Source organism: Halomicronema hongdechloris C2206 (genome assembly GCF_002075285.3).
Taxonomy (GTDB): Bacteria; Cyanobacteriota; Cyanobacteriia; order Phormidesmidales; family Phormidesmidaceae; genus Halomicronema_B; species Halomicronema_B hongdechloris.
The window spans coordinates 4,464,460-4,487,947 of record NZ_CP021983.2; the positions used below are offsets into that span (position 1 = coordinate 4,464,460).

23 protein-coding genes are annotated in these 23,488 nt (G+C 54.5%); 17 read left to right on the forward strand and 6 right to left on the reverse strand.

Annotated elements, in window-relative coordinates; genetic code table 11:
- Positions 1-238 precede the first annotated feature (238 nt).
- Positions 239-1,339, reverse strand: a complete 1,101-nt coding sequence (locus tag XM38_RS20285) for a GDSL-type esterase/lipase family protein (protein WP_088430874.1) — start codon at positions 1,337-1,339, stop codon at positions 239-241.
- A 344-nt stretch (positions 1,340-1,683) separates the two neighbouring features.
- Here XM38_RS20285 and hemJ point away from each other — a divergent pair, with 344 nt between their 5' ends.
- Complete coding sequence (gene hemJ / locus XM38_RS20290) at positions 1,684-2,280, forward strand: protoporphyrinogen oxidase HemJ (protein WP_088430876.1); 597 nt, start codon at positions 1,684-1,686, stop codon at positions 2,278-2,280.
- Positions 2,281-2,666: 386 nt separating this feature from the next.
- Complete coding sequence (locus XM38_RS20295) at positions 2,667-2,810, forward strand: chlorophyll a/b-binding protein (protein ID WP_080813186.1); 144 nt, start codon at positions 2,667-2,669, stop codon at positions 2,808-2,810.
- A 177-nt stretch (positions 2,811-2,987) separates the two neighbouring features.
- Here XM38_RS20295 and XM38_RS20300 read toward each other — a convergent pair whose 3' ends face one another.
- Positions 2,988-3,302, reverse strand: a complete 315-nt coding sequence (locus XM38_RS20300) for a hypothetical protein (protein ID WP_080813184.1) — start codon at positions 3,300-3,302, stop codon at positions 2,988-2,990.
- 52 nt (positions 3,303-3,354) lie between these two features.
- On the opposite strand from XM38_RS20300, the gene XM38_RS20305 reads away from it, so the two are divergent.
- The 3 genes from XM38_RS20305 to XM38_RS20315 all read left to right on the forward strand — a co-directional run bounded on the left by XM38_RS20305 (position 3,355) and on the right by XM38_RS20315 (position 5,516).
- Positions 3,355-4,206, forward strand: coding sequence for an ABC transporter ATP-binding protein (locus tag XM38_RS20305; RefSeq protein WP_088430878.1), 852 nt, complete (start codon positions 3,355-3,357; stop codon positions 4,204-4,206).
- A gap of 186 nt (positions 4,207-4,392) precedes the next feature.
- The gene (gene scpB / locus XM38_RS20310; protein WP_088430880.1) at positions 4,393-4,926 is read left to right on the forward strand and encodes an SMC-Scp complex subunit ScpB; all 534 of its coding nucleotides are present in this window, start codon (positions 4,393-4,395) and stop codon (positions 4,924-4,926) included.
- Between the two features lie 218 nt (positions 4,927-5,144).
- A complete protein-coding gene (locus tag XM38_RS20315; protein ID WP_080813181.1) occupies positions 5,145-5,516 on the forward strand; it encodes a DUF760 domain-containing protein in 372 nt (123 codons plus the stop codon).
- 291 nt (positions 5,517-5,807) lie between these two features.
- Here XM38_RS20315 and XM38_RS20320 read toward each other — a convergent pair whose 3' ends face one another.
- Complete coding sequence (locus XM38_RS20320; protein ID WP_080813180.1) at positions 5,808-7,040, reverse strand: HhoA/HhoB/HtrA family serine endopeptidase; 1,233 nt, start codon at positions 7,038-7,040, stop codon at positions 5,808-5,810.
- Between the two features lie 234 nt (positions 7,041-7,274).
- On the opposite strand from XM38_RS20320, the gene XM38_RS20325 reads away from it, so the two are divergent.
- Both XM38_RS20325 and XM38_RS28485 read left to right on the forward strand, forming a co-directional pair.
- Positions 7,275-8,162, forward strand: coding sequence for a M23 family metallopeptidase (locus tag XM38_RS20325; protein ID WP_202978932.1), 888 nt, complete (start codon positions 7,275-7,277; stop codon positions 8,160-8,162).
- Between the two features lie 530 nt (positions 8,163-8,692).
- The gene (locus tag XM38_RS28485; RefSeq protein ID WP_256995798.1) at positions 8,693-8,830 is read left to right on the forward strand and encodes a carboxymuconolactone decarboxylase family protein; all 138 of its coding nucleotides are present in this window, start codon (positions 8,693-8,695) and stop codon (positions 8,828-8,830) included.
- Between the two features lie 304 nt (positions 8,831-9,134).
- Here XM38_RS28485 and XM38_RS26525 read toward each other — a convergent pair whose 3' ends face one another.
- Positions 9,135-9,383, reverse strand: a complete 249-nt coding sequence (locus XM38_RS26525) for a site-specific integrase (protein ID WP_202978933.1) — start codon at positions 9,381-9,383, stop codon at positions 9,135-9,137.
- A gap of 297 nt (positions 9,384-9,680) precedes the next feature.
- Between XM38_RS26525 and XM38_RS20340 the strand changes: the two genes are divergently transcribed.
- From XM38_RS20340 to XM38_RS20355, 4 genes are all read left to right on the forward strand, one after another.
- On the forward strand, positions 9,681-10,187 hold the full coding sequence (locus XM38_RS20340) for a hypothetical protein (RefSeq protein WP_187329484.1): 507 nt from the start codon (positions 9,681-9,683) through the stop codon (positions 10,185-10,187).
- A 216-nt stretch (positions 10,188-10,403) separates the two neighbouring features.
- Positions 10,404-10,856, forward strand: a complete 453-nt coding sequence (locus tag XM38_RS20345) for a hypothetical protein (protein WP_080813174.1) — start codon at positions 10,404-10,406, stop codon at positions 10,854-10,856.
- Positions 10,857-11,615: 759 nt separating this feature from the next.
- On the forward strand, positions 11,616-12,089 hold the full coding sequence (locus XM38_RS20350; RefSeq protein WP_080811262.1) for a type II toxin-antitoxin system VapC family toxin: 474 nt from the start codon (positions 11,616-11,618) through the stop codon (positions 12,087-12,089).
- 3 nt (positions 12,090-12,092) lie between these two features.
- Complete coding sequence (locus XM38_RS20355; protein ID WP_080811260.1) at positions 12,093-12,320, forward strand: hypothetical protein; 228 nt, start codon at positions 12,093-12,095, stop codon at positions 12,318-12,320.
- A gap of 412 nt (positions 12,321-12,732) precedes the next feature.
- On the opposite strand, the gene XM38_RS20360 is transcribed toward XM38_RS20355, so the two are convergent.
- Positions 12,733-12,981 carry an NfeD family protein gene (locus XM38_RS20360; protein WP_080811258.1) on the reverse strand — a complete coding sequence of 83 codons (249 nt, stop codon included), beginning with the start codon at positions 12,979-12,981 and terminating at the stop codon, positions 12,733-12,735.
- A gap of 157 nt (positions 12,982-13,138) precedes the next feature.
- On the opposite strand from XM38_RS20360, the gene XM38_RS20365 reads away from it, so the two are divergent.
- The 6 genes from XM38_RS20365 to XM38_RS29170 all read left to right on the forward strand — a co-directional run bounded on the left by XM38_RS20365 (position 13,139) and on the right by XM38_RS29170 (position 21,785).
- Entirely contained in the window at positions 13,139-14,470 is a 1,332-nt protein-coding gene (locus XM38_RS20365) for an NB-ARC domain-containing protein (RefSeq protein WP_080811256.1), read from the forward strand.
- Complete coding sequence (locus tag XM38_RS20370; protein ID WP_080811254.1) at positions 14,467-15,564, forward strand: serine/threonine-protein kinase; 1,098 nt, start codon at positions 14,467-14,469, stop codon at positions 15,562-15,564. The genes XM38_RS20365 and XM38_RS20370 overlap by 4 nt, the downstream gene beginning before the upstream one ends.
- Entirely contained in the window at positions 15,539-18,445 is a 2,907-nt protein-coding gene (locus tag XM38_RS20375) for an nSTAND1 domain-containing NTPase (protein WP_080811253.1), read from the forward strand. The genes XM38_RS20370 and XM38_RS20375 overlap by 26 nt, the downstream gene beginning before the upstream one ends.
- A 31-nt stretch (positions 18,446-18,476) precedes the next feature.
- Positions 18,477-19,250, forward strand: a complete 774-nt coding sequence (locus tag XM38_RS20380; protein WP_202978934.1) for an aminotransferase class IV — start codon at positions 18,477-18,479, stop codon at positions 19,248-19,250.
- A 237-nt stretch (positions 19,251-19,487) separates the two neighbouring features.
- On the forward strand, positions 19,488-21,329 hold the full coding sequence (gene ftsH3, locus XM38_RS20385; RefSeq protein WP_080811252.1) for an ATP-dependent zinc metalloprotease FtsH3: 1,842 nt from the start codon (positions 19,488-19,490) through the stop codon (positions 21,327-21,329).
- A 183-nt stretch (positions 21,330-21,512) separates the two neighbouring features.
- Positions 21,513-21,785 (forward strand): transposase, encoded by a 273-nt coding sequence (locus XM38_RS29170; protein ID WP_080811251.1) that lies wholly within the window; start codon positions 21,513-21,515, stop codon positions 21,783-21,785.
- Positions 21,786-21,930: 145 nt separating this feature from the next.
- On the opposite strand, the gene glgA is transcribed toward XM38_RS29170, so the two are convergent.
- Complete coding sequence (gene glgA, locus XM38_RS20395; protein WP_080811249.1) at positions 21,931-23,376, reverse strand: glycogen synthase GlgA; 1,446 nt, start codon at positions 23,374-23,376, stop codon at positions 21,931-21,933.
- Between the last annotated feature and the right edge of the window lie 112 nt (positions 23,377-23,488).

Genomic DNA, 23,488 nt, shown 5'->3' on the forward strand with positions numbered 1-23,488 from the left:
ATCCCTTCAGCATAGCGGCAGCTACGGCCAAAGGCAGAAACCAGACCGCAGAAGACGGACAAAAATCTTACGGCTGGCGGCTAGAAGCCACGCCTATACCAAGAAAACCCGCCTGCGCGGGTTTTCAGCTCAGTAAGATAGTCGGCACAGGCCGCCTTCGATTGTATAGCAGCGGTTTACTCAGAGAGAAGCCACTTCGTGTCTATAACCCGCCCCGCATTAAAGTTTTGTCTTAGTGCTAGATCGATAGAATGGCCGTCTGCCAGAGACGATAACCCTGGACATTGAGGTGGAGGCCGTCGGTGGTGAGCTCAGGGCGTAGTCGGCCCTGGGCATCGGCAAAGTCAGTGGCCACATTTAGAAATTGAATCTCTTCCTGGCGGGCAATCCAGGCAATGTCTCGATTCAACCGTTGCACCTGCTGGCTGGGAATATGGTCCCAGCGGGTGGGCAGAATGGAATGGAGTACGATGCGAGCCTGGGGATGTTGCTGTTGCAGCTGCCGCACGATTTGCCGCAAGTTTCTAGCCACCCTATTCACAGGCACCCCATTCTTTAAATCGTTGATCCCAGCCATCAGGTGAATCGTGTCAGGGCGAGTTTGGGCAAAGGTGTCTAATCGGTTGAGAATATCGGCAGTGGTTTCCCCAGAAATACTCTGATTCAGCCAGAAGCGATCCCTGGGCAGATGCTCGGACGGTAACCACAGGCTCAAGGAATCTCCCACCACCACGGTCAGACGGTTCTGCCCCTGGCCGGCAGCAACTGCTCTGGCCTCTTGCTGCAGCAAGGCCAACCACTGCCGCTGGCTAGGAGACTGCCCAGCCTGTTGCCACTGGCTAGCAAACTGACTGGGAGCAATACGGGTGTAGAGCTGGCCGGCTCGCAGGGCCGCCAACCGCTGGCGATAGAGCTGGCTACCGGTTTGGGGTCGGGGGGATGGGGATACCGTCCTCGGCGGGGCCAGACGGGCGGTTTCAGGAGCAGCGTCAAGCACGGTAGGCGTGGTGTGCTCTGGGAACGGCATCGTTGGAGGGGGCACCTCTAGGGTGGACCGAGTCGCCTCTAGGGAGTCTTGGGGATGGGGCCGGGGATCAGGGGGCACCGCACAGGGCGTCTTGGCCTTAGATTGGGGCACTTGGCAGGAGTCCTCTGGCAAGAGTAGAGGAGAGTCGGGCATCGTCGGCGGTGCGATCGCACGTATTCCAGGCACTCTCGCCCACGCGTCTCGCGCTTGAGGTTGACTAACATCAGGGGTTGGCGTCTCCGGCCCAGGCGTTCCCTCAGCCTGACTAGCCGTGGCGATCAGGTGAGCGACTAACCAACTCATATCTGCCATGGTGCATCTTTCCTTACGCAACAGCTCCGTTCCCTTTTGCAGGACTGAGCAGCTGAGTCAGGACAGTTCCACCTGGGTTCTGCCAACCGGGATCGCTACTAAACGTTAAGATCTAGCCCCAGCCCTGAAAAATCAGAACCTACTGGCCCAGAATAGATTCTGGGATCTTTACCATTAGCAACATAAGATCTTAATTGCCGACTCCAGGCCTCTCAATTGCCCCTAGATATTGGGACGACACAGTGGCGGCAGCCTAGATGCTGCTCCTTGCTTCAGCACTCCCTATCTACAGGCAGAAGATCCCAAGCCCTCATTGGCCGTTGGATTGTTTACTCAACCTAGCTATGGCGTATTACTGGTTCAAAGCGTTTCACATCATTGGTGTCGTCGTCTGGTTTGCCGGGTTGTTCTACCTGGTGCGTCTATTCATTTACCATGTCGAGGCTGATGCCGAACCAGAACCGGCCCAGAGCATTCTCAAGCAGCAATATACCTTGATGGAAAAACGGCTCTACCGCATCATCACCACCCCTGGCATGATTGTCACGGTGGCCATGGCCATTGGGTTGCTGGTGCTGATGCCGGACTACCTAAAATCCGGCTGGATGCATGCCAAACTTGGCCTGGTGGCTGTGCTCCTGGCCTATCACATGTATTGCGCTCGCCTGATGCGAAAGCTAGAGCAGGGAGAATGCCGTTGGTCCAGCCGCCAACTCCGGGCCCTCAATGAAGCCCCCACCCTACTGCTGGTGCTCATTGTCATGCTAGTGGTGTTCAAGAATAACCTGCCCGCCGACGCCACCACCTGGCTAGTGGTCGGCCTTACCCTAGCCATGGCCGTCACGATTCAACTCTACGCCCGCAAACGCCGCCGGGATAAAGAACGGGCCCAGCAGGCGGAGAGCCCGGCTGTCGAGGAGCAAGCTCTGCAGGAGTCGTAGGGGAGTGAAGGGTGAAGGAGTGAAGGGTGAAGAGTGAAGAGTGAAGAGTGAAGAGTGAAGGGTAATTCTCGTTACTCGTTACTCGCTACTCATCCCACCTCCACCCCTTTTCCATCCTCCGTTCTCCGTCCTCCGTTCTCCGTTTTCACCTTCCCCATCACCCACAACCCTCGCCCTGTGTCAAGGTATGCGGGGCGTTTTTAATGCTGCCACGCTGGCCTCTATTGAAAGGAATAGCTAAAGTCCTGATTTGGTAAACCCTGCAACCATTCTGGCGCTATACCTAAAATCCTAAAGAAATGTTGCAACTTTGGCGTCAAGCAGTTAATATTTAGTTACAAGGACGATTCAACGTCTCCTGATGAAGCGAGTGAGGTTCTTAAACCATGGCTGAAGAGCAAGCTAAGTTCGGATTTACTCAATTTGCTGAAAACTGGAATGGCCGCCTGGCTATGCTGGGATTCATCATCGGTCTAGCGACTGAGCTGTTGACCGGCCAAGGCATCCTGGCACAACTAGGCCTGATGTAAGCGCGTCATCAACGATGCACCGATGCCGCGCAACGGCGGCAGCCATATTACGGCTAGAGGATATTTGCTGGGGTGAGCGACAAGCTCACCCTTTTTTGCGGGTGCGGAGCCACTGGCAGTGCTTTGGGCTCTCTAGCCCCTCAGCCGAGGCGAACTGTCTATGCTGTCCTGAGGGCTCTAGCCTGGGTCATGCACAGAATTGTCCCAAGTGCTGGTTGACCGCAAGACCTCTGGAATCTGGGCATCGCCCTCAAATTCCAGCAGGGTTTCCCGGTAGCCCAGATATCCGGATTCAGCGAAGGCCATTAACATGCGGTTGAGAGCGATCCACACGGCGGCTTCATATTCCCAGTCTTGGTCCCGTCGACTGCGGTCGGCAATGGAGCGCAGGGCCCAGAAAAAGGTATTTCGTACCACCGAGCCCGTTTTTTGGTACTGGGGTACGTCGTCGCGATGGAGATAGAGGACGTCGTTGTGAATGTGGGCTCGCATACTGTTGATTCGAGAGTGATACCGTTATCAGAGGGGAGTTTTGAGCGCGACTATGGCGGCTGCGGTTCTACTGCAAAACGTTCATAAGGTTTATAACAACATCCCCGTGGTCAACAATCTGTCGCTGACCATCGAAGCAGGGGAAATGTTTGGTCTCTTGGGGCCCAATGGAGCTGGCAAATCCACCACCCTGCGCATGATCACCACCCTGACGCAACCCACCCAGGGAGATATTGTGGTGGCAGGCTATGACGTCTCTCGCCAGCCCTTAGAGGTGCGCCGCCAGATTGGCGTGGTGCTGCAACAGACTAGCGTTGATGGGGATTTGACCGTTTGGGAAAACATGGAATTCCATGGTCGCATGCACCATCTACCGAATCCTCGCCGTCAGCGCCAAATTGTGCAGTGGCTAGAGTTTGTGGAGTTGGCAGAGCGCCGCAATGATAAGGTCAAGACCCTATCGGGGGGGATGAAGCGGCGGTTGCAAATCGCCCGTGCCCTGTTACATGAGCCGAATATTCTCTTCCTAGATGAGCCGACGGTGGGCCTCGATCCCCAAACCCGCCGTCGCCTCTGGGAAATTATCCAGGGACTCAATCAGCAGGGCATCACCATGTTGCTGACCACTCACTACATGGAAGAGGTGGAATATCTGTGCGATCGCATCGGCATTTTAGACCAAGGCCAGTTGATCGAGATCGGCAGCCTGGAGCAACTGCGCCACAAACACGGGGAAGGACTTGTCATGACACAACGGGGAGATCGCTGGGACTATTTATTTTTCCCCACCCTGACTGCCGCCCACGAGCATGTTGACCAGCAACCCGACAAAACCGGCATGATGGCCCGCCCCTCTAACCTGGAAGATATCTTCGTAGAACTCACTGGCCATGACCTAGGCTAAGACGCCAAGGCAGACGTAATGGCTACTATGGGGGGAATGCCAGTTCTTGTAGAAAACGCCACCTACGATTGGCAATAGAGTTGGGGGCTGAGGGGCGCCAGAGAATTGGTATAAGGGGGCAGAGGCGCACAATGGGCAGCCGTAGCGATACTCTAAACTAAACCCAGTATTGTCTTGACCGTCGCCATGCCTCCCCTGGCCAGCACCATCGAAGCCATTCTCTATCTCAAGGGCCGCCCCCTGAGCCTGAATGAGATTGCTGATTATGCTCGCTGCGATCGCAGCGACGCGGAAGAGGGGCTGATGGAGCTCATGGACGACTACGCCCACCGGGCCAGCGCCCTCGAAGTGGCCGAGACCAAGGCCGGGTATTGTCTGCAGCTCAAAGAAGGCTATCGCTATCTGGTCGATGCCCTGATTCCTCTCGATCTAGGGCTAGGGGCCCTGCGTACCCTAGCAGCCATTGCTCTCAAAGGCCCCATCAGTCAGACTGACCTGGTAGACTTGCGCGGCTCCGGTGCCTACCAGCATGTGCAAGAACTGGTGCAATTGGGCTTTGTGAAAAAACGCCGTCAGTCAGACGGTCGCTCTTTCTGGCTGCACGTCACCGAAAAGTTTCATCAACACTTTGAAATCGACCAACTGCCCACCATTCAGCAGTCTCGCCCCGCGACAGATGCCCAGGATGAGGCGGCCTCTAGCCTAGATCAGGCCTCATGAGCAGCCGTCTCCAATTCAGTACGATATGATCAGTCAATACCTTTTGTAACTAACTGTCTGCAACATCAGGTGCAGGGGTGCTTTCACTATCGACCGGACCAGCCACACCCCAAGTCAGCCAGCGAGATCATTTCCCATCCTTGGGAAGCTCCTTGGGAGAAGTTCGCCTAATCCCGCAGATAGGTCTTAAGGTGTAGATGTAGGTTCCTAGAATATTTATGGTGTTTAACCCTGAAGATGCCGAGTTCATGAGCATTCCGACGGACAGTGAGCAGTCTAATCAACTGCTACAGTACCTGCAAAATCAGTCTCCAGAGGTGCTCACCCGCATCGCTCAGTCAGTTAGTGTCGATATTAAACAGATTATTTCCCATAACGTGCAGGGATTGATTGGAGTGCTACCTGCAGATGGGTTTAACGTAAAAGTCACCACTGATCGAGAAAACCTCGCCGGTCTTTTGGCCTCAGCCATGATGACGGGCTATTTTCTCCGCCAGATGGAACAGCGGATGGAACTAGAAGACCAGTTGTCCGGATCCTGGTCATCCTTTGGCAGTGAGTCGGAGTCTCACCACCCTGACAGCGATTAGGCATCGCAGTACCAGCCGAACCAATCTGTATCGGTGTTCCAGATCAGTGTTCCAGGCTTCTCCACTGGGGGATAGCCGTGGCGAATTGTTTGCTGTTTGCCTGCGTTTCGCTAGATGCGATCGCAGGTGATTGGGTGGCGTTCCATCGGCAATAGGGAGGCTTAAAATGCTCTAACGGCTTTTGCCCTGGTACTGTGCGACCCCAGCTGTCTGACTCTTGATTTTTCAGTCCATTGCGATCGCACGCACCTCAGCTGGCGCCGTTGCCGACTCGGACAAATCGCATAGCAATCACTGTAGATCGGGTGGCAACGCCGTCGGTCGCACCGCTATGCTGCGGGTCTCGCCATCGCGAATTACCTCAACAGTTACAGGTTCACCGATCTCGGTGCCCTCTACTTGGGTCTGTACGTCCGTCGGGGTTTCGATCGGTTTACCGTTAATGCTCTGGATAATATCTCCCCGCAACAGCCCTGCTGCCTCTGCTGGCGTTCCCTCGAGCACACGGACGATGATCACCCCTTCATCTCGATCGACTTTGACATTGAGTTCGGGGTCGGTATTGATTCGCTGTCGCATCTCCGGCGATAGATTTACCATCTGAATCCCCAAGTAGGGATGTTGCACCTCACCGGTGGTAAAGAGCTGCTCGGCAATGCGTTCCGCCGTTTCAATAGGGATGGCAAACCCCAGTCCCTGGGCATTGGCTCGAATCGCTGTATTCATGCCAATGACTTGCCCCTGATCATCTAACAGAGGCCCCCCAGAATTGCCTGGGTTAATGGCGGCATCGGTTTGAATAAACTGGACCCGCTTATCAGGAATGCCGACTTGGGAGCTGGTACGACCAATGGCACTGATGATGCCGGCAGTGACTGTATTATCCAGCCCCAGGGGGTTACCAATGGCAATGGCCCACTGGCCGGGGGCTAAGTTCTCAGTCGTGCCTAAGGCCACTGCCGGCAGATCCGTCGCATCGATCTTAATGGCTGCCACATCGGTGACCGAGTCCGCCCCAACCACAGAGCCTTCAAAGCTACGACCATCCTTAAGCGTGACAGTTACCCTGTCGGCCCCCTCCACCACATGGGCATTGGTGAGGATGCGGCCATTCGGGTTGATGATGAAGCCGGACCCGGTGCCCTGTTCAATCTGATCCGGAATGGCGTCCTCCGGCATTTCATCGCCAAAGAAGCGACGAAACAGGGGATTTTGTAGGGCGTCGGGCATATCCCCCATGAGGGAGCGAGCGGCATCAATGCGCACGACCGCTGGTCCCACCTGTTCAACGGCGTCTGCAATGAAATTGGGGTTACTCCGACGGGCTGCCCGCGTCACTCTCGGCTCCACAGACTCAGAGTCGACAACGGATTGCAGAGATGTGCTCAGTACAGGAGACACATCGGTTGTCTCTGGTTCCGGCAGCAGCAGTTGAGTAGTGTAGTGATGACCAACCCAGCCTGCGCCGCAGCCTGCCACTAATGCAGCAGCTATCATCACCGCCTGTTTCGGGTAAGACCCCATGGTGTTTCCTCGTCGGCGAGAAGCCAATTAAACTTGGCAGAGAAACTCTGCTGCCTTTACTCTAGCGAAAATTTCACCTGCTACGATCGGGGTAATACCCTGAAGATCCCATAAAGCGCCTCGATTCACAGCCGCGGTGACGAGTATCTCCTCAACTATAGTAATCCGCAATAGTGCCCCGCAATGATGATGGTGTATCGCTTCTTAGCGGCAGCAACAGTCTCCTGGAGAGTCTTGCTGCTGAGCGTAGTATCCCTTGGGTTAGTGCAATCCGCCGCTGCTCAGTCCCTAGCCAGCACCGTTGCTGATCATGGGGCAGATCGCAGCACATTATGCCCAGTACCAGCCTTGAGTCGGGTAGTAGCACATCGGATTACCGCTGGCGAAACCCTAGATAGCATTGCCCAGCAATATGGGGTACTGCCAGTGACCATATTGGGTATGAATCCTGGCGCATCCCCCGATTCCCTAAGGGTAGGGCGTTCTCTACGCATCCCTCCCTACAACGGCATTCAGGTGACCGTCTCCCCAGGGCAGACCTGGCAGCAACTGGCAGATGCCTATCGGGTCAGGGCTGATGTGCTGTTTGAGATCAATGGTTGCCCAGCCACTGTGCCCGATGAGATCTTCGTGCCGGGGGTAAATTGGTTCCCAGGGATAATGCCGCCCTCGACTACGTCGGACAGTACCCGTCGCAGTACTCATCCATTGCAGGGCTATCCCTTGCCGAATCCAGGCACGATTCTGACCGGCTATGGTTGGCAGCCCCATCACGATCGTGAGGAATTGGTCTTTCACAGCGGTGTTACTCTGGCAGCACCAGCAGAGACCCCAGTCCTGGCGGTTGGCCCCGGAGTAGTGGCCTTCGCCGGTGCCCACGACACCTACGGCACCCTGGTGGTGATCAATCATCAGCAGGGGCTACAGACTCGCTATGCCAATCTCGGGGAGGTTGCTGTTACCGTAGGCCAGTCATTGCAGCAGGGGGCATCGGTGGGCCGGGTAGCCGTGCCTGCTGGCAACACCGACAGCTTTCTCTTCTTCGAAGTGCGCTCCAATACGTCCTTGGGATGGGTCGCCCGTGATCCTCAGGATTTCATTCCCTCTCTGGGGGTACGGTGATGAGGGAGACCGGAGGATGGAGAGCGGAAAACGGGAAGTGGGGAGAGGCAGAAGGCAGAAGGCAGAAGGCAGAAGGCAGAAGGCAGAGGGCAGAGGGCAGAAGGCAGCTTGTCCTGTATGACTTTCAGTCAGGCTCCGCCAAGCGCGTAGCGGCCCCGCAGGGGCAACGAAGCCGTTGGCATAGCCTGCCCGGAGGGCATAGGGAAGGCAGAAGGCAGAAGCGATTGGGATGACTGATGGTTGGGATGGCATCCATCTGTCGGCAGAGCAGCATCAACGGTTGGGACAGGCCCTTGCGATCGCAATTTTCAGAAGTTGGAATCGAGGTTCTTAGGCAAATCGGAGGCGAAAATTACGATGTACCGATAAACAACCTTCGCCATATAGCACCTGACCTTGTGCAGTTCACCGTAGAGTTTGCTTACGGCGACATCATGTCACGAGACGCACTCGACCTGAAGACGCGCCAGAACTCGACCGTCGCAGCGCTGGCAGCAATGGGAAATGCACAGCCGCACCTTGAGTAGCATATCAACGCGGCGCTTAACGCTGGGGCCGCGCGGGAAGAGAGCGTCGAAGTGATCCAGCAAATGGCAATGTATGCAGGGTTTCCTGCTGCTCTGAACGGTATCACGGCTGCGCGAGAGGTGTTTGCCGACGTGGAATAGAGTATACGATGAAAAGTAAATAGTGGGAGGCGTTGTTGATTCAAGGAATGAATCAATGGCTATAAGCCTTGAGAACTCGTTATCGGGTTGATATGCTTATCATCGGCATAGAGCCTGATCAGAAAACAATCGTCCGTACAGGATGGATTGTGTAGAGCAAACTGACTATCAGATGTTGGATACCATCGAGGCTCGCTAGAATGCGCTTCACTTCTGAACGAGTCAAGACAACTGTCAAGCGTTGGGGACGGCTAGCTCGCTCAATATCTTCAAGGTATGGCAGCTCAATATCTAGCACCTGACGCTACAGAAACAGCAGGGCACTCAGAGCGACCGTTTGGGTCGATGCAGCCACGTGACGCTGAATGGCCAGGTGTGATAAATATGCCCTGATTTCAGGCGCCCCCATATCTTTGGGATGTTGCTTGTGATGAAACAGGATGAAATCCCGAATGTAGTAGACATAGGACTTTTCAGTCGCAGGGCTAACGTGCTTGAGCCGAGCCACTTCTCTGACTTGGTCGAGCAGGCGAGGGGGGTTGGGTGGTGCCATGGTAAACGCATATAACTCCCCTAGATGGGTGCTTATCTGTCACTTTTGACAGATAAGCACCCCATTCACCATACTTAACTGCCAGAAGTGACAGATAACACCCTGCCTTCCCGGAGTTATCCGTCAAAAATTGTATGTAAGTTCTGTAAATCCAGGTGTTATCACCCAAAAGTGACAGATAAGATCCGGAAATGTGGATCTTATCTACCGGATCTGACGCTGAATATATAGTTAGCCCGCTATATCGCAACACAAAAGGATAGCGGTTAAAGTAATACGGTGCTTAACATTATGCCTGTGAAACAAGAGAATAATCGTCAGAATCGGTTGGGCATATTCCTGTATTATGAGAGTCCTGCCAACGAAAGGATTTGCGCCTTCCTAAGCCATTGGGAACCAGTTCCATACTGGGGTAAAATTCAAGGAGTCAAGGCAACTCATCAAATTGCATCCAGGCTCATACCTAAAGAAATGCAGGAAGGTGCAGAATCTTGGCTTATTCTCTATCGTGCAAATGTACCTGGAGAGCTACTTGTTTTACCCTTTCCCGATGAAGAAACTCCGTCCAGTCTAAATGACCCACAGAAATTCGGCAATTACCTGTCAGGCCTGTTAGAGTACATTTATGGTGGTAACCGTAACTGGTATCCATATAATGGCTTTAGAAACCTAATTGAGTATATTCAGCGGGGAAGAACATACTCGTTTCCGCATCCCATACCTCCAAGAAAGTTTCAAGTGGTTCGCTTCGACAGTCCCCTTGAAGAATTGTTAAAGCAGCCCGAAATCCGTTTCTATGATTAACAGCAGCGAAAGACTGTCACCAATTTTATACAAGTTAGTGAACGTATCCAACAAGGTCGTGATGAATTTCTGACATCGATCTTAACGGTAAGAAATGAAGAACAAATAAGACGTCTGATAGAAGACTTTGAAGTAACCCTTCTTGAAGAAGGTCGGCGTTTATCAGAGCAGGTCGATAAGGTAACCCCGTCTATTGTGGAACACTTTGGAGTAATAATGGATGATGAGACGAAGAGTTTTCTTGTATCCGCTGAAACGGTGTTCCGTTTTGCTGGCGAAAAACTCGCAAATGATTTTGACTACTCCCTATGTGGTTGTGGATTATGGAAATCTGTTGAAAGAGAATTGAACTCATCCCTTATTTGGTACTTACGCCGTGTAAGAAATATAGCGGATAATAACAGAAAGCCTATTGCAGACATTAACCCAAGTGCCCGTGTCGATTATGAAGCAGGCAACGCAACCATAAACCTAAACGAACGCCAAAGAGGTTCTATAGAATTTGAAGGCAAGATGTTGGGAAACATCGAGTGGCTAATTCGTACGGCACAAGATAACAATGTCGGCCGAGAGATAAAACCTGTTTTCCAGAATGATCAACAAATTCTCGATTTTATTTTAAGACTAGACGAGCATGGTCTCGCCTACCTTATTAAGCAGGTACGATAAATTAGAAATGGGCACGCTCATATAAAATCGATGAACAAAAATGCTTATGAAAGACTGCGGCTTATTGTTCTTGCACCAGATAATGATATTCAAACATCCCTTCTTGGAAGAATTCTCATGATGAAGCGTGCTATGGAAAAATATTGGAATGAATGTTGAAAACAATGGCTATGGGCTAACAATCGGCTTAACCTGACCGCAGGGACTGTGGGGTTTTTCAAGTTTTGCAGCCCGCATCAAGTTTTCTGGTTAATCAAAGTCTGCGCCCCGCAATCCTGCGGCAGGCTAGCCAAAATGTTAGACTGCAGAGTATTTCAGCATAAAGGCATTCATGAGGTGTGAGAGCTTTGGAAAGAGAAGATCTATGGAAGGAATTTGACAAAAATATCGATTTGTACAAGTTCTACTTAGAAATCGTCCTAAAGACAAGCATCTTCATTTTTGGCATCACGGGAGCAATCGTTTCATACTATTTCTCTAATGCCAGTAAGCCACTGGTCGAATTAAGTCTTTGTCTTCCATTAATTATGAATGCTGGCTTCGCATATCTTTGCTTCAAGGGAGCAAGTTTTGCAGATATTCTAGACAGAGATCACGATATATTGTCTGAAGAATTAGGGACAAGGATAGCCTTTACATTTAGTCCTTTACACGAAGTCTTACGGTTGTTTGTTGTTCTTTATGCCTTGGTATCTATTAGTTTGGGTGTAATATTAGTAACTGATATCGTTTGATCTCCCAAAAGGGGCAAAGCTACAAGTGACCGAAACTGTTTACATTGAAACTAGCATTTTGGGGTATCTGACAGCTAGGTCAACCAAGAACCTGATATTGGCTGCAAATATGGAAATTACTAAGGATTGGTGGGAATTACGTCGAAATGCTTTCACTCTCTACACATCAGAGGCCGTTTTAGAAGAAGTGATGCAGGGAGATCCTGAAATCGCTGCTCAACGTCTAGAAATACTGCGTGATTTTCCCCTGCTCGCGTTGAATCAGGCTGTACAAGGCTTGGCAGCACAGTTTTTAGCCAGAAGCAATTTGCCTTCCAAAGCCGAGGTAGACGCCATCCATATTGCTGCCGCGACAGTTCACGGCATGGATTATTTGCTAACTTGGAACTGTAGACATATTGCAAATGCTCAAATCCAAGGGAAATTGGCAGAAATTAGTCTTGATTGTGGCTATGTGCTTCCAGTCCTCTGTACACCGAACGAACTGATGGGAGATTAGGCGATGTGGAAAGATGAAATTGTTGAAGAAATTCATCGTATTCGCGAAGAATATGCCAAGTCTTTTAACTATGACTTGAATGCAATATTTGCAGACCTACGTAAAAAGCAAGAAGAAAGCGGCAGAGAAGTTGTGACCTTATCGCGTAAGCCTGGTCTAACAACACGTTGGAGCGGACGGACGAGAGATCTTGGTGAGGAAGCAAAAGATATTAGCCACCGCTCAACTTAGTCATTAGGCTGATAGATATGATGAAGTTGTAAAGTTTATCTCTGCTAAATAAGCTGATTTATGGAAAACATTGATATTCCGGGCTTCATCTCAAACTATTGCCCCATATAGCTTAGAAGTTGGTTGTCCCCTTCTAAGCTCGATCGCACTCACAGAATTCGCTTCGCCGATACTTGACTTTTTCCATGACTGGTCTTATTGGGGTCCATCGCCACTGACCGACAGGCCCTTCCACAGGGTCCAGGGCGGTAGTTCGACTGCGTTGCTCCTGCAGTTCGACTTCGCTCACTACGAGCGGAGCCGCTGTCGCGCTTGGCGAAGCCTGGCTGAAAGCCATACACCACAAGCGGTTCGCCCTGGTCCTAGGGGCTCCGGTGGGAGCGACATCCCCCGAGCGAGCTCTCTTCCCCACTCACCCCACCCCTTGCGACTCCATCGGTCGCACGATCAAGGTGTTGCCGCGGCGGCCCACTACTGTCACATCCATACCCGGGAGTAAGACCACGGGGTCGGGGCAGATACCGAACCAGTAGGTGGCCTGGAAGTGAACTCGGCCTCGCTGGCCGGGTTGGATGATGCGCTCCACCGTCGCTTTACCTTGCTTGGCCATGGCTTGGATACCTCCGATCAGAGCGTTGCCGATACCGATGGATCTGCTCATAACTCCCTCTACTACGTCACTGGATTCAACCTGTCACCTTAACCTTACGGAGAGAGGGAATCTGGAGGGCTATAACCATGGTTATGAAACCAGTTAGTAATCTCCGGTAGCTCAGGAGAAGTCGATTAGGATACGAGTAAGACACTTCAGATCGGTCATGGCCTCTAACCAGGAACTGTTTACGGAAGCCCAGGGGGATTGGAACCTGGACAAGTTGTATGGAGATTTGGCTGCGGCCAAGCAGCAGATAGCTCCCCACAAGCAAGCCAGCCTCACCAAGGTAGAAAAGGAATTGCTGCGGGGACTGTTGTGCCGCTATAGTCCAGCGGAGATCGCGGCCCAGCGCTATACCGCCCCTAAGACCGTGGAGGTGTCTCTGTCTAATACGCTCTATCGCTATGTGGAGTGCCTGACCAGGCGAGAGGCCAATACCTTGGAGAGCTGGCGTGATGTGGCCGATTGGTTGGCAGTGGCAGGATATCAGGCGTCGAGGTTAGAAATTAACTGGAGTCAGGTGCCGGATGCCCCAGTCTTTTACGGTCGTGACATCGAGTTGGATCAGCTGCGGCTGTGGACTATCGATAGTCAGCCGTCCTGTCGTCTGGTGGCGATCTTGGGGCCGGGGGGCATCGGCAAGACGACGCTGGTGGTGAAGTTACTCGAGCAAATTCAACCCCAGTTTGATCACCTGATTTGGCAATCGTTACGCCATGCTCCGCCCATGGCAGCGATCCTGGAAGATTGGCTGATCCATTTGTCTGATCAAAAGCCAGAGGGCAGTGTGCATGACCAGATGTCTCGCCTTACCACCTATCTGCATCAACATCGCTGTCTGATTGTGCTGGATAATCTGGATACGCTGCTGCGGGAAGGGGATTTTGCTGGCCATTATCGCCAGGGCTATGAAGACTATGGAGACCTGTTGCGCCGCCTGGGGGAAGAGCAGCACCAGAGCTGTGTGTTGATCACCAGTCGGGAGCCGACTAAGGAGTTGGTCATGCTCAGTGGCCCCCATCGACCGGTGCGATCGCAAGAGTTGTCCGGCCTAGGCGAGGCGGCCCACCAACTCCTGCAAGAGGCCGACCTGCAGGATGACTCGCTCTGGAACCAGCTCATCCGTATCTACCGGGGCAATCCCCTGGTCTTGAAGATCGTCGCCACCACCATCCGGGAGCTGTTCAACGGTCGGGTCAAAGACTTTCTGAAGCAACGCATCACGCTGATTACTAGCGACGTCAGTTATCTGGTGGAGCAGCAGGTGCAGCGGCTCTCGACGGCAGAGCAGACCCTACTCTACGAGCTGGCCCGGCTGCAGAAACCGGTGGAGATCGCCCGGCTGCAGCAATTGCTATCGCCAGAGATTCTACAACCACTTGGATCTCTGGTACGCCGCTCCCTGGTGGAAAAAAGCCCGGCAGGCTTTACCCTGCGGCCAGTGGTGATGGAATACGTGCGCCAACGGTTACCCGGGGCAGAGGAGACGGCGTGAGCTATTGCATCAATCCCAAGTGCCCTGACCGCCAGCAACCGGATTCTCGCACTGTCTGCGCCGCCTGTGGCATGGCGTTGCTGATTCAGGGGCGTTATCGCCTGTTGCGCCCCTTACGGGAGGTGGATGAGTGGGGGCCCACCGACATCTTCGCCGTCGATGATCGCGGCACCCGCAAGGTGCTGAAGCTACTGAAGCAACCCAAGCTGCTGCCCCTGTTCGAACGGGAGGCCACCACCCTGCAGCAGCTGTGCCATCCCGGTATTCCCCACGTGGACCTCGATGGCTATTTCACCGTGACCACGCCCAAGGGCAAGGAACTCCATGGCCTGGTGATGGAAAACATTCAAGGCCAGACCTTGGAAAATTGGCTGGCAGAGCATGGTACAGCCGACTCGACCCTGGCCCAGGACTGGTTGCGGCAGATTACTGAGATTCTGGGCCTAGTACATCAAAATCAACTCTTTCATCGTGACATCAAACTCTCCAACATCATGCGCCGGCCCGATGGCCAATTGGCCCTGATCGACTTTGGCACCGTGCGGCAGATGACTGGTACCTATCTGGCTAAAATTGGCGGCAAGCGAGACGTCACCAGCGTCGTTTCTCCAGGCTATACCCCCATCGAGCAGATCAACGGCAAGGCCGTGCCCCAGTCGGACTTCTATGCCCTGGGCCGTTCCTTCGTCTATGTGTTAACCGGGCAACACCCCATTGACTTAGAAGAAGATGCTAGTACCGGTCAGATTAGCTGGCGCCATCTAGCTCCCCATGTTCCCCCTTGGTTCGCCGACCTGATCGACGACCTGATGGCCCCCTTCCCTGGCCAGCGTCCCCTCAACGCTGAGGAAATTCTGCAGCGCCTGGAGCGTGGCCTCTCTGGATGGCGGCAACGGCTATCGCCCCAGGGGGTGATGCGTCTGTTGCTAGCGGCCAATCTCTGTCTGCTGCTGCTCAACCTGGCCGTGGGCTGGCATTGGCTCCAGCGTCGTCAGTCTCCTGCTGCCAGCCCCATTAGTACGCTGCCAGGGCTGCGCAGCCACCTCACTACCGCTAGACCTAGGGTTCATGACCTCTCCCTATCCCACTGCTAAGGTTCTGGAGCACAATCGACAAGGACTGATAGAACTACAACGGGCCCTGCAGTTGCGATCGCATCGCTTTTCCCTGATCCTGGCCCGCTGTAACTACAGCCGCCTGCGGCAGATGCTGATCACCGCTGTACAGCAGGCAGTGCAGGTCGAGGCAGATCCGCTCACAATCGCCGTGGTAGATCTGGCGCAGCTCGATCAGAGCCTGACTCTACGCCAGGCCATGCAAGTTGCCATCGACGATATCCCACCGCCCCTGACGGTGATGGTCACGGGTCTGGAGCTGGTTCGAGACTTAGAAGAGGTGCTGCGAGCTGCCAATCTGGGCCGGGACGACTTTCCCAAAGCCTTTCCATGTCCCCTGGTGCTCTGGTGCAATGACCGGATACTGCATCTCCTCAATCACCACGCCCCCGATTTCAGGAGCTTTGCCACCGCCCCGATTAGCTTCGACTATCCGACCGACGAACTGATCCAGTCTCTGCATCGGGGGGCCAATCAGCTGTTTACCACCATGCTCTCCCTGGGGGACGATAGCTCTCTGCCAGGTCAGGCTCCCCTCTATCGTCAGGGGTCTTTGCTGCGGACAGAACTAGAATTTGCCCTGACGGATATTGCCCACCAATCTGGCCCCCTCAGTGCCGAATTACAGGCCAGCCTCGATTTTCTAAAGGGACGAGATGCCTTCAGCCGTGGTGAGCTGGATGTAGCCCGGCTCTATTTCACTCGCAGTCTGGAGTATTGGCAACAGCAGACCAGCCAACGGAGTCCCGTGGCGTCTTCAGAAGGGACGACGCACTCAATCCTTGAGCCAGCAGCGCCAACCCCCTCAGATAAACAAGCGGTGCTGCTATTCTACATGGGGGCCTGGTGGCGTCAGTATGCCATTCGACACCGGCAGACCTATCGGCAGTCCTGTGAGCAGGCGCGGCACTATTTCAGTGCCTGCCTAGAATGCCTACGACAAGAACAACGCCTAGACCTGGTAGGCAAATTTCTACATGCCCTGGCGGAAGTGCTGCAAAAGTTAGCGTACTGGGCTGAGTTGGAAGCCCTAGCCCAGGAGGGGCAACAGCTGCATCGAGATGACCCGGTGCGCCTGGCTCGCAACTATGGCTACCTAGCAGAGGTGGCACTGGCCCGGGGCAATGCCTCGGAGGCTGAAGCAGCAGCTATCCAGGCCCTAGAGATTCTCAAAATTGCTGAGGCTGTGCAGGCTACTGGAGCAGAGGCTCCGGATGGATGGGATGTCGCGACTCGGTTTCAACGCAGCTGGTATTTCTATTTACTGGGGCGGGTTCAGATTGTCTTGGGACAGCCGGATCAGGCCATCGAGCAGCTGCTGCAGGCACGGCAGCACGGCAATCCTGAAGTCGATCTGGTCCTGTACCGCAGCATTCTAGAGACCCTGCGACAACAATACTTCCAGCGTCGAGCCTATCGTCGGGCCTTCCACATTAAGCTTGAGCAACGGCAGTTAGAGACCCGATTTCGACTGCGGGCATTTATTGGCGCCGGACAAATTCAACCCTACGAATCCTCTCGGTTAGCGTCTCTGAATGGGTCTACCCAGGCCCTGCTGGCCACTGAGATCGAGGCATCAGGACGACAGCAAGATGTCATCGCCCTGGTGCAGCGGCTAGAGCAAGCCCGCTACCAGCTGATTGTTCTGCATGGCCCCTCGGGGGTGGGCAAGAGTTCGATTCTCTATGCGGGGTTGGTACCGGCCCTGCGGCGTTCCTTTCCCGATGGTCGGACGACGCTGCCCGTATTGGTGACGGCCTATCGCAATTGGCCCGATGCCATCTACCAGGCGGTGATAGTCGCCCGTCAACGGCAACCGCTGGGGCTCTATGGCGGTGCCATGCCGACGGCGGCCTGCGTCGATCGCCATGGCCTCCTCGATCAGCTCAGAAGTCTGGTAAATCAGCAGTTTCAACAAGTGGTGTTAATTTTTGACCAGGTGGAAGAATTCTTCGTAGAGGCAACCACCCTAGACCAACGGCGGGAATTTTATCAGTTTCTCTGTGATTGCTTGAATACCCCCTTTCTCAAGGTGGTGATGGCCCTGCGGGAGGATTATTTTCTCTACCTGCTGGAGTGGGAGCGGCTCTGTGACCTGGATATCATCAACAATGACATTCTCAGCCGGGACGTACGCTACTACCTAGGTAACTTTTCCCCCCGGGCGGCCGAGGATCTGCTCCGACGGTTGACGACTCGAGCCAATTTTTACCTAGATGAGCCCCTGATTGAGCGGCTGGTGCAGGATTTAACCGATGCAGAAGGGGGAGTGCGCCCGATTGAGCTGCAGGTGGTGGGGGCGCAGCTGCAGCGCCAGGGGATCGTCTCCCTCTGGGCCTATGACGCCTTGGGGCCATCCCCTAAGGAGACACTGGTACAGCAGTTTTTAGGCAGCGTGGTGCAGGATTGTGGGCCGGAACAGGAGCCCCTGGCCCGCTGGATTCTGTATTTGCTGACGGAGGAGGCGGAGGAAAGCGATGGCCGCCTACAGCGGCCGCTGAAATCTCGAGAGGAACTGGAGGAAGAACTGGCCCTGTTGCGGCTTCCCTTTCGGCGGCCTGCCCTGGATCTGGTCTTGGAGATCTTGGTGAAGTCGGGATTGGTATTTGAGATTCCGGAGTGGCAGGGGGATCGCTACCAGTTAGTGCATGATTATCTGGTAGGGTTTATCCGACAGCAACCTGGCATCGATATCGATGCCGTCCTGGAACACGTAACCTTGGACAATCCAGCCATGGGGCACCTGGCTCGGATGACAGCCCTAGAGCACCAGATTCGCCGCTTACGGCTGATGGCAGTGGTGGCCTGGGGAGCAGTGCTGGTGGCTTGTCTGGGGGCGATTACGGCGATGTTACCGTAGGCCATGGTGTATTGGTTTGCAGGAGAACTGTATGGAGAGACGCCGCTCCCCGTTGGATGTGACGGATCCGGCCTGGCGCTATGGCGCCACGGTATTCACGACGCTGCGGGTCCATGGCCAAGATTTAGCCCATCCCTGGACGGTGTGGGAGGCCCATTGTGATCGCATCCGTCAGTCCTTGGCCACCTTTCACTGGCCCCAGCCGGACTGGCCTCGCGTGCGCGCCGGGGCAGCCCATGTCGCCACTCACTTTCCCGTGCTGCGGCTGACCATCCTGGCCGATGGCCGCGAATTGGTGACAGGGCGGCCCTTACCAGACAACCTGGCCCAGCGGCAGCGGCAGGGCATCAGCGCCTGGGAATCGGCTGACCCGCTTTATCGCCGCAGTTTGCCAGGCCATAAAACCGGCAATTATCTCAGCAGTTGGTTGGCCCTACAGGCAGCCCAACGAATGGGGGCCAGCGAAGCTATCCTGGTGGATGAGCAGGGGCACTGGCTGGAGACCGCCACCGGTAACCTCTGGGGCTGGGGCCAGGGCACCTGGTGGACCCCGCCGTTGGCGGCTGGAATCTTGCCCGGGGTGATGCGATCGCAGCTACTGCGGCATCTACAGGGGGCCGGGGCAACGGTGTCCCAAACACCATGGACCCCTGAAGTGGCCAGCCAGATCCAGACCCTGGCCTATAGCAACAGCGTCATCGGTGTTATTCCCATTCACACTCTGCTGAAGGGAACCACACAGCTGCACTACAATCCAGATCAGGAGGTGCTGGCGCGACTGGGCCGCCCTAACTCCCATGAGTAATGGTTAAGTGATGGTCAGATTCTGATAATCTCGTTAACATTAGTTAATATCCCATTAAATTAACCCAACCTATGACCAGTAGACTGTGCAGCGATGGTGCGCTGACAGTTGCCCTGGTTGTCTACCTCGAGTTCAGTCCGAATGCTGGAACTTTTTTCGAAGCAACCCTCGGGTCTGGACTTGAACACGGCTTAAACAAGCTATCGTTGCCCTGATGCGAATGGAGGCATAACCCCGGTGAATAAACGGTGGAGAAACGCAGGACTGTATGCACTGTTAGTGGTCGTGGTCATTGCCCTGGCCACAGCCATCTTCGATAACTCTGGCCAAGAGACCCAATCATGGCGTTACAGCCGCTTTGTCAACGCGGTTGAAAATAATCAACTCGAGCGAGTCAGCATCAGCGCCGACCGCTCTCGGGCCCGCTTCCCTGACCCCCAAGGCAACGGTCAGATTGTCGTGAATTTGCCCAGCGATCCAGAGTTAATCGACATTCTGGAACGCAACAATGTCGATATTGTGGTCATGCCCCAGAACGACGACAGCGTCTGGGTTAGGGCCTTCAGCACCCTGTTGATTCCAGTGTTACTGCTGGTAGTGCTGTTCTTCATCCTGCGTCGGGCCCAGAGCGGGCCGGGCAACCAGGCAATGAACTTCGGCAAATCGAAGGCACGGGTGCAGATGGAGCCCCAGACCCAGGTCACCTTCGGTGATGTGGCTGGCATCGAGCAGGCCAAGCTAGAGCTGACTGAGGTGGTAGACTTCCTCAAGAATGCCGACCGCTTTACCGCCATCGGGGCCAAAATTCCCAAAGGGGTTCTGCTGGTTGGCCCTCCCGGAACCGGTAAAACCTTGCTAGCCCGGGCCGTGGCTGGTGAAGCTGGAGTCCCCTTCTTCTCCATCTCTGGCTCCGAGTTCGTCGAGATGTTCGTTGGCGTTGGGGCCTCACGGGTACGCGACCTGTTCGAGCAGGCCAAATCCAATGCCCCTTGCATCGTCTTCATCGATGAGATCGATGCCGTCGGCCGACAGCGTGGCGCCGGTCTCGGCGGTGGTAATGACGAACGGGAGCAGACCCTAAACCAGCTGCTCACCGAGATGGATGGCTTCGAAGGCAACACCGGTATCATCATCATTGCCGCTACCAACCGCCCCGATGTGCTAGACTCCGCCCTGCTGCGGCCCGGACGATTTGACCGCCAGGTCGTGGTGGATCGCCCCGACTACGCTGGTCGTCTGGAAATCCTCAAGGTACACGGTCGCGGCAAGACCTTCGCCAAAGATGTCGACATGGAGAAGATCGCCCGTCGCACGCCTGGCTTTACCGGTGCCGACCTGTCTAACTTGCTCAACGAAGCGGCAATCCTAGCCGCTCGGCGCAATCTCACCGAGATTTCCATGGATGAGGTGAATGACGCCATTGATCGGGTGCTGGCCGGTCCCGAGAAGAAGGATCGGGTCATGAGCGAGAAGCGCAAGGAGCTGGTAGCTTATCACGAAGCTGGCCATGCCCTAGTGGGTGCCCTCATGCCCGACTATGACCCGGTACAGAAGATCAGCATCATCCCCCGCGGTCGGGCCGGTGGTCTGACCTGGTTTACCCCCAGCGAAGATCGCCTCGAGTCTGGGCTATATTCCCGCTCTTACCTGGAGAATCAGATGGCCGTGGCCCTGGGTGGCCGGCTGGCCGAAGAGATCATCTTTGGAGATGAAGAGGTCACGACCGGCGCCTCCAACGACCTGCAGCAGGTGGCTCGCGTCGCCCGGCAGATGGTCACCCGTTTCGGCATGAGCGAGCGCCTAGGCCCCGTGGCCCTAGGCCGCCAAAACGGCAATATGTTCCTGGGTCGCGATATTACTTCCGAGCGTGACTTCTCCGAGGAAACCGCCGCCGTCATCGACGATGAGGTGCGGCAATTGGTGAGTGAAGCCTATCGACGAGCCAGGCAGGTGCTGACGGAAAATCGCCATATCCTGGATCAACTGGCTGCCATGCTGGTGGAGAAGGAGACGGTGGACGCTGAAGAACTGCAGGAGCTGTTGACCACTAATCAGGTCACCATGGCCCCCATCGCTTAACCGCCATCATTGCTTCCCAAAACCTAACCGCCCAGAGGAACCTAATCTTGGTTGCTCCGGGCTTTTTAGTGAATAAGTCTCATCCCAGAAGTGCCGCAAAATAAGCTTAATGAAATTAGAAATGCCAGCAATGCCTCCCCTAAATTAACCGGAATGTATCGTCTAAAAGAATAGTTTAGAACTATCTTTGAAACGGCGAGTGAATGGTCGGAGGCTCTGTTTAAATTGCTTGACTGGATGGTCGATGCTAAAGCATACTCCAACGATAGTGTAGGCACGCTTTGTCGATGGTTCGGCCAGGTCCTAAATTATTTCGAAAATGGGACAACAAACGGTATTGTGGAAGGCATCAATAACCGATTAAAGTTCATTAAACGACTTGGATTTGGGTGCAGCAACTTTGATAATTTTGAACTCAAGGGCGCTATATGCCACATCGAAACCATCCTTTACTAAGCTGGTGGGAAGACGTGATGTGATGAGTTAGCAATCGTCAAACAAGTTGGCCTAGGTACCTGTCAGTAACTTGCGTGGCTGGATAACTCGTTAATCGTTTACTTTTAGATCATCCCACCTGCTCATTTACTCCTCCTCTAGGACTCTAAGCCGTCGCTGCCTTCGCCACTACCTCCTCTTTTGAGGCAGCCTTGGCCTGGGGCACCTGCTCTTGCCAAGGCACCCCTAAGATATCGCTATAGAGCTTGACATACTCAACTGCCGACTTGGTCCAACTGAAGTCTTGGGCCATGGCTCGCTTCTGCAGGGCTTGCCAGGCATCTTTGTAGTGGAATCCTTCCCAAGCGCGCACCAGGCAGGTGTAGAGGTCTAGAGGTTCATAGCGATCGAAGCAATAGCCGGTGCCAGCTTGGTGCAGCGGATCGTGGTGAGCTACCGTGTCTACCAAGCCGCCGGTACGCCGCACGATGGGAACACAGCCGTAGCGCATAGAAATCAGCTGACTGATGCCACAGGGTTCAAACCGGGACGGCATCAAGAAGGCATCGGCTCCAGCATAGATGCGTCGAGCCAGACTGTCACTGTAGAGCAAATAGGTGGCCATGCGTCCTCGATAGCGAGAGGCCAAATGCCACATCTCGGTTTCGTAGTAGCGCTCGCCAGTGCCTAAAAGCACGAACTGGGCATCGGTATAGGCCATAAACCGATCCATCACCTGTAGCACCAGGTCGATGCCCTTTTGCTCTACCAGCCGGCTGACCAGCCCCACTAGGAAGGCTTGGGAGTTGACTTCCAGGCCCATTTCTTCCTGCAGGGCGATTTTATTGTGGCGACGCTGCTCTAGGGTGTCTGCGGTGAAATTGGGTGCGATCGCACGATCTGTTGCCGGGTCGAAGGACTGGGTATCGATGCCATTGAGAATGCCGCTGAGCTTACCGCTGATAAATGACAGCAAGCCTTCCAGGGTCTCCCCGTAGGCCGCCGTCTGGATCTGCTGGGCATAGGTGGGGGACACGGTGTTGACGCGGTTAGCATACTGCACTGCCGCTGCCATGGTGTTATGACCCTGCATATACCAGGGGCACCAAGTCATCTGCTCCAGCTTCCAGCGCCAGGGGCCCTGATAGGCCAAGTTGTGAATGGTAAAGACCGTGGCAATATCAGGAGACTGATGCATCCATACCGGAATCATGCCCGTATGCCAGTCGTGGCAGTGAATAATCTGGGGTTTCCAATAATTCCAGGCAAATTCGGCCGCACCGTTGGCGAAGAAGGTGAAGCGCCAGTCTTCATCCTCCCCGTAGTAAACGCGACGAGGGTCGAAGGCGGGATGGCCAAACAGGTAGAGGGGCACATCGGAGTTAGGGAATACCGTCTCGTATACGGCGAAGGCATTGAACATGGCATAGCCCCACCAGACTGGCTCTTGGGGAATCTGGAGCTTTTCCGCCAGGAAGCCGTAGTAGGGCATGAAAATGCGGACATCGTGACCCATCTGGCGTAAGACCCTTGGCAGAGAACCCACCACGTCTCCCATGCCGCCCACCTTCGCCAAGGGAGCTGCCTCCGCTGCCACAAAGAGTATCCGCATAGACCCCCGCGTCCTTTAAGAAAGTTTTCATTTCATAGTCTACGGGGGCATGGAGTTTATGCCTAGAGGCCGCATCGCTGCAGTCAGGAGTAGGCCTAGGCCCATGAATCGC

Bases quoted from the DNA above. Each gene is read 5' to 3' on its own strand.
- XM38_RS20285 (WP_088430874.1), bottom strand. From the start codon at position 1,339: ATGGCAGATATGAGTTGGTTAGTCGCTCACCTGATCGCCACGGCTAGT.
- hemJ (WP_088430876.1), top strand. From the start codon at position 1,684: ATGGCGTATTACTGGTTCAAAGCGTTTCACATCATTGGTGTCGTCGTC.
- XM38_RS20295 (WP_080813186.1), top strand. From the start codon at position 2,667: ATGGCTGAAGAGCAAGCTAAGTTCGGATTTACTCAATTTGCTGAAAAC.
- XM38_RS20300 (WP_080813184.1), bottom strand. From the start codon at position 3,302: ATGCGAGCCCACATTCACAACGACGTCCTCTATCTCCATCGCGACGAC.
- XM38_RS20305 (WP_088430878.1), top strand. From the start codon at position 3,355: ATGGCGGCTGCGGTTCTACTGCAAAACGTTCATAAGGTTTATAACAAC.
- scpB (WP_088430880.1), top strand. From the start codon at position 4,393: ATGCCTCCCCTGGCCAGCACCATCGAAGCCATTCTCTATCTCAAGGGC.
- XM38_RS20315 (WP_080813181.1), top strand. From the start codon at position 5,145: ATGGTGTTTAACCCTGAAGATGCCGAGTTCATGAGCATTCCGACGGAC.
- XM38_RS20320 (WP_080813180.1), bottom strand. From the start codon at position 7,040: ATGGGGTCTTACCCGAAACAGGCGGTGATGATAGCTGCTGCATTAGTG.
- XM38_RS26525 (WP_202978933.1), bottom strand. From the start codon at position 9,383: ATGGCACCACCCAACCCCCCTCGCCTGCTCGACCAAGTCAGAGAAGTG.
- XM38_RS20345 (WP_080813174.1), top strand. From the start codon at position 10,404: ATGGATGATGAGACGAAGAGTTTTCTTGTATCCGCTGAAACGGTGTTC.
- XM38_RS20355 (WP_080811260.1), top strand. From the start codon at position 12,093: ATGTGGAAAGATGAAATTGTTGAAGAAATTCATCGTATTCGCGAAGAA.
- XM38_RS20360 (WP_080811258.1), bottom strand. From the start codon at position 12,981: ATGAGCAGATCCATCGGTATCGGCAACGCTCTGATCGGAGGTATCCAA.
- XM38_RS20365 (WP_080811256.1), top strand. From the start codon at position 13,139: ATGGCCTCTAACCAGGAACTGTTTACGGAAGCCCAGGGGGATTGGAAC.
- XM38_RS20375 (WP_080811253.1), top strand. From the start codon at position 15,539: ATGACCTCTCCCTATCCCACTGCTAAGGTTCTGGAGCACAATCGACAA.
- XM38_RS20380 (WP_202978934.1), top strand. From the start codon at position 18,477: ATGGAGAGACGCCGCTCCCCGTTGGATGTGACGGATCCGGCCTGGCGC.
- glgA (WP_080811249.1), bottom strand. From the start codon at position 23,376: ATGCGGATACTCTTTGTGGCAGCGGAGGCAGCTCCCTTGGCGAAGGTG.